This window comes from Bradyrhizobium sp. Arg237L (assembly GCF_029990105.1).
Classification (GTDB): Bacteria; Pseudomonadota; Alphaproteobacteria; order Rhizobiales; family Xanthobacteraceae; genus Bradyrhizobium.
In genome coordinates, this window is sequence record NZ_JAQMIL010000024.1 from 12,879 (window position 1) to 25,229 (window position 12,351).

General features: G+C 62.0%; 12 protein-coding genes and 1 tRNA gene. 9 read left to right on the top strand and 4 right to left on the bottom strand.

All coding sequences use genetic code 11. From position 1 onward, the window contains the following. Positions 1-88: 88 nt before the first annotated feature. The 6 genes from tig (at position 89) to OZ411_RS16665 (ending at position 7,412) form a co-directional block, all read left to right on the top strand. Complete coding sequence (gene tig, locus OZ411_RS16640; protein ID WP_282528891.1) at positions 89-1,450, top strand: trigger factor; 1,362 nt, start codon at positions 89-91, stop codon at positions 1,448-1,450. Between the two features lie 241 nt (positions 1,451-1,691). Continuing rightward, positions 1,692-2,327: an ATP-dependent Clp protease proteolytic subunit gene (locus OZ411_RS16645; RefSeq protein WP_130577037.1), complete on the top strand. Its 636-nt coding sequence runs from the start codon at positions 1,692-1,694 to the stop codon at positions 2,325-2,327. Between the two features lie 430 nt (positions 2,328-2,757). After that, on the top strand, positions 2,758-4,032 hold the full coding sequence (gene clpX / locus OZ411_RS16650) for an ATP-dependent Clp protease ATP-binding subunit ClpX (protein WP_024506813.1): 1,275 nt from the start codon (positions 2,758-2,760) through the stop codon (positions 4,030-4,032). A gap of 314 nt (positions 4,033-4,346) precedes the next feature. After that, positions 4,347-6,770, top strand: a complete 2,424-nt coding sequence (gene lon, locus OZ411_RS16655) for an endopeptidase La (RefSeq protein ID WP_130577036.1) — start codon at positions 4,347-4,349, stop codon at positions 6,768-6,770. A gap of 110 nt (positions 6,771-6,880) precedes the next feature. After that, entirely contained in the window at positions 6,881-7,285 is a 405-nt protein-coding gene (locus tag OZ411_RS16660) for a GFA family protein (protein WP_282528838.1), read from the top strand. A gap of 50 nt (positions 7,286-7,335) precedes the next feature. Beyond that, positions 7,336-7,412, top strand: a tRNA-Val gene (locus OZ411_RS16665). A gap of 25 nt (positions 7,413-7,437) precedes the next feature. Here OZ411_RS16665 and OZ411_RS16670 read toward each other — a convergent pair. Continuing rightward, positions 7,438-7,896, bottom strand: a complete 459-nt coding sequence (locus OZ411_RS16670) for an NUDIX domain-containing protein (RefSeq protein ID WP_282528839.1) — start codon at positions 7,894-7,896, stop codon at positions 7,438-7,440. 403 nt (positions 7,897-8,299) lie between these two features. Next, positions 8,300-8,662 carry a hypothetical protein gene (locus tag OZ411_RS16675; protein WP_349017019.1) on the bottom strand — a complete coding sequence of 121 codons (363 nt, stop codon included), beginning with the start codon at positions 8,660-8,662 and terminating at the stop codon, positions 8,300-8,302. Positions 8,663-8,846: 184 nt separating this feature from the next. Here OZ411_RS16675 and OZ411_RS16680 point away from each other — a divergent pair, with 184 nt between their 5' ends. The 3 genes from OZ411_RS16680 to OZ411_RS16690 are packed head-to-tail and all read left to right on the top strand — an operon-like array spanning position 8,847 to position 10,299. Then, positions 8,847-9,137, top strand: a complete 291-nt coding sequence (locus OZ411_RS16680) for a hypothetical protein (protein WP_282528841.1) — start codon at positions 8,847-8,849, stop codon at positions 9,135-9,137. After that, positions 9,134-9,439 (top strand): YciI family protein, encoded by a 306-nt coding sequence (locus OZ411_RS16685; protein WP_282528842.1) that lies wholly within the window; start codon positions 9,134-9,136, stop codon positions 9,437-9,439. Before OZ411_RS16680 ends, OZ411_RS16685 begins: the two co-directional genes overlap by 4 nt. After that, positions 9,439-10,299: a methyltransferase domain-containing protein gene (locus tag OZ411_RS16690; protein WP_282528843.1), complete on the top strand. Its 861-nt coding sequence runs from the start codon at positions 9,439-9,441 to the stop codon at positions 10,297-10,299. Before OZ411_RS16685 ends, OZ411_RS16690 begins: the two co-directional genes overlap by 1 nt. A 139-nt stretch (positions 10,300-10,438) precedes the next feature. Here the strand turns inward: OZ411_RS16690 and pepT are convergent, their stop codons facing one another. Both pepT and OZ411_RS16700 read right to left on the bottom strand, forming a co-directional pair. Beyond that, entirely contained in the window at positions 10,439-11,695 is a 1,257-nt protein-coding gene (gene pepT / locus OZ411_RS16695; protein ID WP_282528844.1) for a peptidase T, read from the bottom strand. Positions 11,696-11,831: 136 nt separating this feature from the next. Beyond that, complete coding sequence (locus OZ411_RS16700) at positions 11,832-12,131, bottom strand: HU family DNA-binding protein (RefSeq protein WP_282528845.1); 300 nt, start codon at positions 12,129-12,131, stop codon at positions 11,832-11,834. Positions 12,132-12,351 lie beyond the last annotated feature (220 nt).

Genomic DNA, 12,351 nt, shown 5'->3' on the forward strand with positions numbered 1-12,351 from the left:
GCCGAACCACCGGCGCAGGCGTTGAGCCGTGCGTCGAACCATTGACACAGTCGCGCCCGCAAAGGCGCGACAGGAGCGGAAGAAGAAGATGCAGGTCACCGAGACCCTTAATGAGGGACTGAAACACGAGTTCAAGATCAGCGTTCCTGCCACCGACCTCGATGCCAAGGCGGACGCGAAACTTGTGGACCTCAAGGACAAGGTCCGCATCAACGGTTTCCGTCCCGGCAAGGTGCCGGTCAGCCATCTGAAGAAGATCTACGGCCGCTCGGTGATGGCGGAGACCATCGACCAGACCATCCGCGACACCAACACGCAGATCTTCACCGACCGCGGCTTCCGCCTTGCGACCGAGCCGAAGATCACGATGCCGACCGAGCAGAAAGAGGTCGAGGAGTTGCTCGCCGGCAAGAGCGACCTGACCTACACGGTAGCGATCGAGGTCGTGCCGCCGATCACGCTTGCCGATTTCAAGACCTTCCAGGTCGAGAAGCCGGTCACTGATGTGACCGACGCCGATGTTGATGAGGCGATCAAGCGCATCGCCGATCAGAGCCGTCCCTATTCGGCCAAGAGCGAGGGCGCGAAGGCTGAGAACGGCGACCGCGTCACCATCAGCTTCAAGGGTACCATCAATGGTGAAGCCTTCGACGGCGGAACCGGCGAAGGCATCCAGGTCGTGCTCGGCGCCGGTCAGTTCATTCCCGGCTTCGAGGAGCAACTGATCGGTATCGGCGCAGGCGAGACGCGCACGCTGAAGGTCACGTTCCCGAAGAACTATGCCAGCGAAAAGCTCGCCGGCCAGCCGGCCGAATTCGAGACCACGGCGACCGCGGTGGAAGCACCCGGCGAAACCGTGATCGACGACGAGTTCGCCAAGACGCTCGGGCTGGAATCGCTCGACAAGCTGAAGGAAGCCGCGCGGGCGCGTTTGACAGCCGAGTTCGCCGGCGCGACGCGTCAGCGCGTCAAGCGCGCGCTGCTCGACCGGCTTGACGAGAACCACAGGTTCGAGGCGCCGCCGTCGCTGATCGACGAGGAGTTCAACTTGATGTGGAACTCGATCAAGGCGGAGATGGATTCCGCCGGCAAGACGTTTGCCGACGAGAACACCACCGAGGACGCCGCCAAGGAAGAGTACCGCAAGATCGCCGATCGCCGCGTGCGGCTTGGCCTCGTGCTGTCGGAGATCGGCGAGAAGAACAAGATCACGGTGTCCGATGACGAGGTCGGCCGCGCCGTGATCGAGCGCGCGCGCCAGATGCCGGGCCGCGAAAAGGAGGTCTGGGACTTCTACCGCAACAACGCCCAGGCGCTCGCCCAGCTCCGTGCCCCGATCTACGAGGACAAGGTGGTCGACTTCATCCTCGAACTCGCCAACGTGACCGAGAAAAAGGTCTCGAAGGAAGACCTGTTCAAGGATGAAGACGCCGAGAAAACTGCCGCGTAATCCCGGCACCTCGTGTTAATGATGAACGGCGAAACCGGCCCGGCGACGGCGTTCCGTCGCTAGGCGGGACCAGCCGAATCGGTTTGAGTTGCCGCGTTCGGACCTAGCCATCTGTGCGGTCTTGCCGCCGCGAAAATGGCGCATATCTGAGCGCAGCTTAACGCAGTCCTGCATCACGGGACGATCGTCCGTCCGGAACAGCCGGCGGCCGTTCGGCCCCGCCAACTCCAGGGGTAATCCCATGCGCGATCCCGTTGAAACCTACATGAACCTCGTGCCGATGGTCGTCGAACAGACCAACCGCGGTGAGCGCGCCTACGACATTTTCTCGCGCCTGCTGAAGGAGCGCATCATCTTCGTGACCGGCCCGGTCGAGGATGGCATGTCGACGCTGATCGTCGCGCAGCTTCTGTTCCTCGAGGCCGAGAATCCGAAGAAGGAAATCTCGATGTACATCAACTCGCCCGGCGGCGTGGTGACATCGGGTCTTGCGATCTACGACACCATGCAGTTCATCCGCCCGCCGGTGTCGACGCTGTGCACGGGCCAGGCGGCCTCGATGGGATCGCTCTTGCTCGCTGCCGGCGAGAAGGACATGCGCTTCACGCTGCCGAACTCGCGCATCATGGTGCATCAGCCCTCCGGCGGCTTCCAGGGCCAGGCCACCGACATCATGCTGCACGCGCAGGAGATCCTGAATCTCAAGAAGCGGCTGAACGAAATCTACGTCAAGCACACCGGCCAGACCTACAAGGCCATCGAGGATGCGCTCGAGCGCGACAAGTTCCTCACGGCGGAAGACGCGAAAGCGTTTGGTCTCGTCGACAAGGTGATCGATAGGCGTCCCGAGGATCCGGCTGCAGCGAAAGCCGCGTAGTCTTACGGGATCGCTTGCGCGATTTTTGCGTTGACGACAAAATCCCTGTCGGCAAACTCAGGCGATTGCGGTGCAGTATGCCCCAACTTGGGCAGAAAGTTCCGCTTTCGTATCGAGCTGTCGCGTGGCAATGTCGCAACGACCGTGCGTTTTCGACAGGTTATTTACGTGCGGAGGCTATAAATCACGGTATTGTCACGGTGCCCGGCAAGCCCCCGGTTAGCGAATTCTTGATAGTCGGATGACAGCATGGTTGGCTCTGACGTATCGGATGTAGTTGCGGGGGAGATTCGACTGAACCGCGATTCGCCGGATCAGTATTAAGTAGGGTCTTTTTTGGTACGGTTTTTGCTCTATCTACACCTAAAGCCCGGACAGTACCGGAATAGGTCGATGGAGCGACGGGTTCGAACGGCGGACGGAGATAAGAATGAGTAAGGTCGGCACGAGCGATTCCAAGAACACGCTATATTGCTCGTTCTGCGGCAAGAGCCAGCACGAAGTCCGCAAGCTGATCGCGGGTCCCACCGTTTTCATCTGCGACGAATGCGTTGAGCTCTGCATGGACATCATCCGTGAGGAGAACAAGTCCTCGCTGGTGAAGTCGCGCGACGGCATCCCGACTCCGAAGGAAATCTGCAAGGTGCTGGACGATTACGTCATCGGCCAGAGCCATGCGAAGAAGGTGCTGTCGGTTGCCGTGCACAATCACTACAAGCGGCTCAATCACCAGACCAAGCACAACGACGTCGAGCTCGCGAAGTCGAACATCCTTCTGATCGGTCCGACCGGCTCGGGCAAGACGCTGCTCGCGCAGACGCTGGCGCGCATCCTCGATGTGCCTTTCACCATGGCGGATGCGACGACGCTGACGGAAGCCGGCTATGTCGGCGAGGACGTCGAGAACATCATCCTGAAGCTGCTGCAGGCGGCCGACTACAATGTCGAGCGCGCACAGCGCGGCATCGTCTACATCGACGAGATCGACAAGATCAGCCGCAAGTCGGACAATCCCTCGATCACGCGCGACGTGTCGGGTGAGGGCGTGCAGCAGGCGCTGTTGAAGATCATGGAAGGCACGGTGGCTTCCGTCCCGCCGCAGGGCGGCCGCAAGCACCCGCAGCAGGAATTCCTCCAGGTCGACACCACCAACATCCTGTTCATCTGCGGCGGCGCCTTCTCCGGGTTGGAGAAGATCATCTCCGCACGCGGCCGCTCGACCTCGATCGGCTTTGCCGCGCAGGTGCTCGCTCCGGAAGATCGCCGCACCGGCGAGATATTCCGCCACGTCGAACCGGAGGATTTGCTGAAGTACGGCCTGATCCCGGAATTCGTCGGCCGCCTGCCGGTGGTCGCGACGCTGGAGGATCTCGACGAGACCTCGCTGAAGAAGATCCTGACCGATCCGAAGAACGCGCTGGTCAAGCAGTATCAGCGGCTGTTCGAGATGGAGAACATCGAGCTGACCTTCGCCGACGAGGCGCTTGGCGCGGTCGCTCGCAAGGCGATCGAACGCAAGACCGGCGCGCGCGGGTTGCGCTCGATCCTGGAGAGCATCCTGCTCGAGACCATGTTCGATCTTCCGGGCCTCGAAGGCGTGGAGGAGGTCGTGATCTCGCGCGAGGTGGTCGAGGGAACGGCCCGTCCGCTGTACATCTACGCGGATCGTTCCGACCGCGCCGTCGAGAGCAGCGCAAGCGCCTGATCGCGCTTGCCGGCCGCGGCCGGCGGATGAACGAAAATACCGATGGCTGCCGGGATTCCCGGTGGCCATTTCGATGTAATTAATTCTGCGCGTTTAGTCCGGATTTTCCGGTATTTCTAAGTACTTGACACCCCCATGGCCGATAGCCACCTAATGCTGTCGGTGATGAAAATTTACGTCTCAAGATTCGTCATCCGAAATCCGGAACGAGAAGCGGCCGAGGGCCGAACGACATTCGGATCATACAGGCACCTTGTGGTGGTTGCGCAAGCAAGCGGGCCGCGTGCAAGGGGGCACAACGAAAGGAATAGGCCATGACAACCTCAAAACCCCGGCCATCGATTGTCTACGGCGAAAGCCATTCTTATCCGGTGCTGCCGCTCCGTGACATTGTCGTCTTCCCGCACATGATCGTGCCGCTCTTCGTCGGCCGCGAGAAGTCGATCCGCGCTCTTGAAGAAGTGATGAAGAACGACGCGTTGATCCTGCTCGCGACGCAGAAGAATGCGTCCGACGACGATCCGGCGCCAGAGTCGATCTACGAGACGGGGACGCTCGCCAGCGTGCTGCAGCTCCTGAAGCTGCCCGACGGCACTGTGAAGGTGCTGGTCGAAGGGCTTGAGCGCGCGCGCGTCGAGAAATACTCCGACCGCAGCGAGTACTACGAGGCGACCGCGGTCGCGCTCGCCGACACCGACGCCGATTCGGTCGAAGCCGAAGCCCTGTCGCGCTCGGTCGTGTCCGATTTCGAGAGCTATGTGAAGCTGAACAAGAAGATCTCCGCCGAAGTCGTCGGCGTTGTTCAGGGGATCACCGACTTCGCCAAGCTGAGCGACAACGTCGCTTCGCATCTGGCGGTCAAGATCGCCGATCGCCAGGCCATCCTGGAGACGCTGTCGGTCACCCAACGCCTGGAGAAGGTGCTGGGCCTGATGGAGAGCGAGATCTCGGTCTTGCAGGTCGAGAAGCGCATCCGCTCGCGCGTCAAGCGCCAGATGGAGAAGACCCAGCGCGAATATTACCTGAACGAGCAGATGAAGGCGATCCAGAAGGAGCTCGGCGACGACGAAGGTCGCGACGAGCTGGCCGATCTGGAAGAGCGCATCAACAAGACCAAGCTGTCCAAGGAAGCGCGCGAGAAGGCGCAGCATGAGTTGAAGAAGCTGCGTCAGATGTCGCCGATGTCCGCGGAAGCGACCGTGGTGCGCAACTATCTGGACTGGCTGCTGTCGATCCCGTGGAACAAGAAGTCCAAGGTCAAGAAGGACCTGGAAGCCGCGCAGGCGGTGCTGGACTCCGACCATTACGGGCTCGAGAAGGTCAAGGACCGTATCGTCGAGTATCTCGCGGTGCAGTCGCGCGCCAACAAGCTGACCGGACCGATCCTGTGCCTGGTCGGGCCTCCCGGCGTCGGCAAGACCTCGCTTGGCAAGTCGATCGCGAAGGCGACGGGGCGTGAATTCGTGCGCGTCTCGCTCGGCGGCGTGCGCGACGAAGCCGAGATCCGCGGTCACCGCCGCACCTATATCGGCTCGATGCCCGGCAAGATCATCCAGTCGATGCGGAAGGCGAAGACCTCCAATCCGCTGTTCCTGTTGGACGAGATCGACAAGATGGGCGCCGACTTCCGCGGCGATCCGTCATCGGCGCTGCTCGAGGTCCTGGACCCCGAACAGAACTCGACCTTCAACGACCACTACCTGGAGGTCGACTACGACCTGTCCAACGTGATGTTCATCACGACCGCGAATACGCTCAATATTCCCGGACCGCTGATGGACCGCATGGAGATCATCCGGATCGCCGGCTACACCGAGAACGAGAAGGTCGAGATCGCGCGCAAGCACCTGATCCCGAACGCGCTCTCCAAGCATGGTCTGGATTCCAAGGAATGGTCGATCGACGACGATGCGCTTCTCTTGATGATCCGCCGCTACACCCGCGAAGCGGGCGTGCGCAACCTGGAGCGTGAGCTCTCCACACTTGCCCGCAAGGCGGTGAAGGAGCTGATGATCTCCAAGAAGAAGTCGGTCAAGGTCACCGAGAAGAACATCGAAGAGTTCCTCGGCGTGCCGAAGTATCGCTTCGGCGAGATCGAGAGCGAGGACCAGGTCGGTATCGTCACGGGTCTGGCCTGGACCGATGTTGGCGGCGAGCTGTTGACCATCGAAGGCGTCATGATGCCCGGCAAGGGCAAGATGACCGTCACGGGCAATCTGCGCGACGTCATGAAGGAATCGATCTCGGCGGCGGCGTCCTACGTCCGCTCGCGCGCGATCACCTACGGCATCGAGCCGCCGCTGTTCGACAGGCGCGACATCCACGTGCACGTGCCCGAGGGCGCGACGCCGAAGGATGGACCGTCCGCAGGCGTGGCGATGGCCACCGCGATCATCTCGGTCATGACCGGCATTCCGGTCCGCCACGAGGTCGCGATGACCGGCGAAATCACGCTGCGTGGCCGCGTGCTGCCGATCGGCGGCCTGAAGGAGAAGCTCCTGGCTGCCGCCCGCGGCGGCATCAAGACGGTGCTGATCCCCGAGGACAACGCCAAGGATCTCACGGAGATTTCCGATGCGATCAAGGGCGGCATGGAGATCATCCCGGTCTCCCGGCTCGACGAGGTCGTCGCCAGGGCGTTGGTGCGGGTGCCCACACCGATCGTCTGGGAAGAGGAGACCAAGGTCGACGTCAAACCCGACACCGCCGAAGAGACCGGCGGCCTGACGGCCCACTGACCGGACCGGATTGCTTGAACAACGAACGGCGCCTTCGGGCGCCGTTTTTGTTTATGGGAGTTTCGCTCGAAGATGCCGCAGGATAGGGAGCAGGCGGAGAGGAGGGCGCCATGAAGATCGACGGACAATGTCACTGCGGCTTCGTGACGTTTGAGGCTGATATCGACCCGGAGCGGGTCTCGATCTGCCACTGCACGGATTGCCAGACGCTGACCGGCTCGCCCTACCGCGTCACCGTGATCTGCGCCGGCGACGCAATACGCCTCACGGGCAAATCGCCGAAAATCTATGGCAAGCCCGGCGACAATGGCCGGATCCGCTTCCAGCATTTCTGCCCCGAATGCGGTTCCCCGCTGTTCACGAGCGGCGAGGACGGGGGCCCCGAGGATTGGGGTATCCGCTGGGGCAGCATCCGCCAGCGCGACCAATTGCAGCCGCGGCGCCAAATCTGGTGCCGTTCGGCCGCGCCCTGGATCAACGATCTCAAGGCGTTGCCGGGACTTCCGACTGAATGATGGACCCCACCTTGCGCCTCGGGGCAGGGCGAGGGTAAAGAAGCGGGCGAGGGCGGCTAGCTCAGCTGGTTAGAGCATCTCGTTTACACCGAGAGGGTCGGGAGTTCGAATCTCTCGCCGCCCACCACAGCCCCGCTGCCCGCGCTGGGATTTCAGGGGCCAGGTAGCTCCGGAACAGTCATGTTGGTCGATTTGGCCTCCGACAAGAAGGCGTCGACGGCAAATTGGGCAAGCGGCGCGAGGGATTCCCTGATCTGACAAAGCTCGGCGAGTGTGAACGTCTTTAGCTGGCCCTCGGTAATCGTCAGCTCTTCAGAACAAATCGATCGGACGATAAATATCTCGGCGTGAAAGTTGCCACCGGTAATCGGGTGGTTTGAACCAACGCAGCGAGCGAGATGCTGGAAGCTCTCTGCCGGCAGACGGCAGCCCAGTTCTTCGTGGATCTCACGGGCGATACAGTCCCTGAAAGTCTCATTGCCTTCGCGTCGGCCACCAAAAAGGCTGACCTTGCCGGGATCAACGATACCGGGCTTGTCGTCGCGCAATTGCATGAGAAAGCGACCATCTGTATCGATCACGATGGCCGCGGCGCCTTCTCTCAAGCTCATGATGATCCTCGCTGGCACATTACCCATAATGTCGCCAGCACGGAGCCGCAACGGCTGCATTTCATCAGATGGGCAAGAATAGCGCATCAGTCCCGATTGAGCTCGCGCGAATGCGCTTCGATCGTGCGATGCAGGAATTAGACAAAAAGATCCAAGAGAAGAGGCAGGCTGAGCGAGCGCAACGCGAGAGGGAAAACCTTATACGCAAATCAGAGAAGGTTGCGGAGCGCAAAGAGGCGCGTATGGACCAGCCTTCGCCCTGCGGGCTTCGGCTCGGCGAGCCGGAGTACGTAGGGCGAAGACTGTCGCGCCGAAGCTCGCAGAGCAAAGGCGGACTGGTTTGGTTAGCAAGTGAATCTTCGAGCAAGGCGCCGCTCAACGAGCGACGCAAGCTCCGCCGATCTCACGCCGTCTTCGTGAACATCGTCAGGACACCGTCGGCGATGTTGATGGCAACGACTTGCGACGACGTCACGCCCTTGGCCTTGAGCGCGGATACCGCCTGCGGCGTCGCGTCGATGGTCTTCCGAAGTGACTGCATGTCCTCATCGCTCGTCTGCGAGATGATCTCATCGACTTTCGAGCGCACAGCCGGCTGCAGTTCCTTGACGTCGACAACCTGTATGGTCCGTATCACGGTGCCGGGCTGAGACTGAGCGGGCGGCGACTCCGCCCCACGTTGCGAGGGAGTTCCCTGCGCCAGCACCAAAGCCGGTGTTCCGAGGCAGAGAGCTGCAATGATGGCGGATGCCGTAAAGATGCGCATGGTCATGCCTTTCCAGGTTGAAGACCAAACAGCTACTATCCGTGAAATCTGGTTGGCATCTGCTTTTCATGTGGCCATTCAGTGAAAGCAATGCGGCCTCAATGCGCGGCGCTGCGCTCGCCGGAGGATTGGCGATGCGACCAACCGGGTGATATCATTGCGTGAAAACCCCGGGGAGTTGCCCATGCGAGTCTTTGTTGCCGCCGTGATGATCGCGCTGATGGCCGGATCGGCGTTCGCGCAGAATGCCGTGCCGCAATATGGCGACGTCGACAAGGACAAGAGTCCGTCGCAGAAGGAGGAAGAGCGCAACGCCGAGCGCGCCTACAAGAGATCGCTGCGCAACATTCCCGACAAGGCGGGGCCCAGCGATCCCTGGGGCGCCGTGCGCAGTGACAACGCGGCCCCTTCGGCCACCAACACGACGCAGAAGAAACCCAAGACCGGCAGCGCCGCGAAGCACGCGCCGCAATGAGATATTTCGTCTGCAAGCTTGTTCCGCCGCGTCCGACCTTTCCGCAGGACATGACACTTAGCGAGGCCGAGATCATGCAGGCTCACACGGCCTATTGCGGGGAACTGCTGCGGGCTGGCAACGCGATTGTGTTTGGCCCGGTGGCTGATCCGGCCGGCGTCTGGGGGGTAGGCGTGCTACAATTGCCTGACGATGCCGAGCCGCAGACCATTCTCGCCAACGATCCCGTCATGAAGGCCGATGCCGGCTTCACCTATCAGGTGATGCCGATGCTGCATGCTGCGACGAAAGAGACCTGCTGATGGACGCCGCCCTTGGCCACGAGCAAAACGCCGACCAGATCGCCTACTGGAACGGGCCGGGTGGCCAGCGCTGGGCCGACCGGCAGGCGGCGCAGGACGTCCTGCTGGCTCCGGTCCTCGACATCCTGATCGATCGCGCCAGGCCGAAGACAAGCGAGCGCGTCATCGACATCGGCTGCGGCAGCGGCGCGACCACCGTCGCGTTTGCAGGGAAGGTCGGGCCGTCCGGCCACGTGCTCGGCATCGACGTATCAGGCCCGATGCTCGAGCGGGCGCGGCAACGCGTGACGCCGGGATTGTCGCTGCAGTACGCGCTCGCGGATGCAACGGTGTACCCGTTCGCTCCCGCAAGCTTCGACCTGTTGGCGTCGCGATTCGGCGTGATGTTCTTTGCCGATCCCGCGGTGTCGTTTGCGAATATGAGGAAGGCGCTGCGATCGTCAGGGCGGCTTGCGTTCATCTGCTGGCGCGAGCCGCGCGAGAATCCATTCTTCATGGCGCCGTTGCAGGCCGCCTACAAACACGTGCCGAAATTGCCGCAGCAGGGGCCCGAGGATCCCGGGCCGTTCGCGTTCGCCTCGGAAGAACGTGTGCGACGCATCCTCGGCGCGGCCGGCTTTACGAATGTGGAGATGGAGCCGTGCCCGCTCTCGCTCGATGCCGCGATCGGCGGCGGCCTCGATGGCGCCGTACAAGGCGCGCTCGAGATCGGGCCGGTCAGCCGGGCGCTGCAGGATCAGCCACCTGAACTCCGCGCCGCTGCCGCCGGTGCGATCCGCGAGGCGCTCGCGCCGTTCGTCAAAGGCAATTCGGTGATGCTGCCTGCCTCGATCTGGATCGTGACGGCGAAGGCTTCGTAGCAGCCCACCGTCATTGCGCCCTTACCGTCATTGCGAGGAGCGACAGCGACGAAGCAATCCATGCTTCCGCGCATGTGGAAGGATGGATTGCTTCGCTGGCGCTCGCAATGACGGGGGAGAAAGCTTGCGTACGTAACTGCTACGCCCGCTCTTCCCAGATCATCGCGAGATGCACGATGGTCTGCACCGCCTTTTCCATGTCCTGCCGGCTCACCCATTCCAGGCGCGAGTGGAAGGCGTGCTCGCCGGCGAAGATGTTGGGGCAGGGCAGGCCCATGAACGAGAGGCGCGAGCCGTCGGTGCCGCCGCGGATCGAGGTCTTCACCGGGGTCAGGCCGGCGCGGCGGATGGCTTCGCCCGCGTAGTCGACGATCTCGGGGTGACGGTCGATCACTTGCTTCATGTTGCGGTACTGCTGCTTCACCTCCATGCGGTAGGTCGAGCGCGGATAGGCCTTCATCACGTCCTTGACGATGGCCTCCAGCAGCGCCTCCTTCTCCTTCAGCCCGGCTTCCGTGAAATCGCGCACGATGAAGTCGAGCCTGGCCTGCTCCAGCGCGCCCGAGATCGCGATCGGATGCAGAAAGCCTTCCTTGCCTTCGGTGGTTTCCGGCGAGCAGGTGGTCTTCGGCAGCCGCTCGACGATCCCTGCGGCGATCTTGATCGCGTGCTCCATCTTGCCCTTGGCGAAGCCGGGATGGGTGGAGACGCCTTCGATCGTGATGCTGGCGCCGTCGGCGGAAAAGGTCTCGTCCTCGATATGGCCGGCGGTTTCGCCGTCGATCGTATAGGCGAAATCTGCGCCGAGCTTCTTCAGGTCGACCTTGTCGACGCCGCGGCCGATCTCCTCATCGGGCGTGAACAGGATCTTGATGGTGCCGTGCTTCACTTGGGGATTGTTAACGAGGAAATGGGCGGCATCCATGATCTCGGCGACGCCGGCCTTGTTGTCCGCTCCCAGCAGCGTGGTGCCGTCGGTGGTGATGATGTCATTGCCGATCTGGTCGGAAAGCGCAGGATGCTCGGCGGCCCGAATCACCTGCGCGCGGTCGGCCGGCAGCACGATGTCGCCGCCGCGATAGTTTTTCACGATCTGCGGCCGCACATTCCTGCCGGTGCAGTCCGGCGAGGTGTCCATGTGCGAGCAGAAGCAGATCACCGGCACCTTCTTGTCTGATGTGGCCGGGATGGTCGCGTAGACGTAGCCATGCTGGTCCAGATGGGCGTCGCCGAGCCCCATCGCCTGCAATTCCGAGACGAGGAGGCGGCCGAGATCCTTCTGCTTCTCGGTGGAAGGGCAGGTTGGCGATTCCGGATCGGACTGGGTATCGATCACGACGTAGCGCAGGAAGCGCTCGGTGACGGTGTGTTTGAAATCAAGCGTTGGAGCTAGCATGGTGACCGCAAGTCCAAGAGGGGGACGAGAGAGGGATTGGGCTGGCTCTATAACAGAAAAGCGCCACTCCGGGGGCCGCGTCGATGAGCCGGAATGGCGCTGACTGAACGAAGGGCTTGGCCGATCACTTGGCCGATCAGATGGCTTCCTTGAGTTCCTTCGAGGGGCGGAAGGCGACCTTCTTGCTGGCCTTGATGTGGATCTGCTCGCCGGTGGCGGGATTGCGGCCCATCCGGGCGGCGCGCTTGCGCACCTGCAGGATGCCGAGGCCGACGATGCGAATGCGCTCGCCCTTCTTCAGGTGCTTGGTGATTCGCGTCACGACGTCGGTCAGGATGCTTTCGGCCTGCTTCTTGGAGAGTTCCTGGTCTTCGGCGATCGCCGCCGCCAGATGCTTCAGGGTGATGGTCGCCGGGGTCGCTGCTTTCTTCGCCATGTGTGGCCCTCCTCGTGATGAACGGCTTAAAGAAGCGTTTTCGAACGAAGCGGATGCTGAATCGTTGGGGAAAACGCGTCGACGGGAGATCTGGAGCCCTTGGGGGTCTCGATGGCGAGGGTCCAGGAAACCCTGACATTTCAGGCCTTATTCGATTCGGACCCTGACTGACTACGCCGTTTCGCCCGAAAATCGGCCACTTCCCGCATCGAAACCGCAA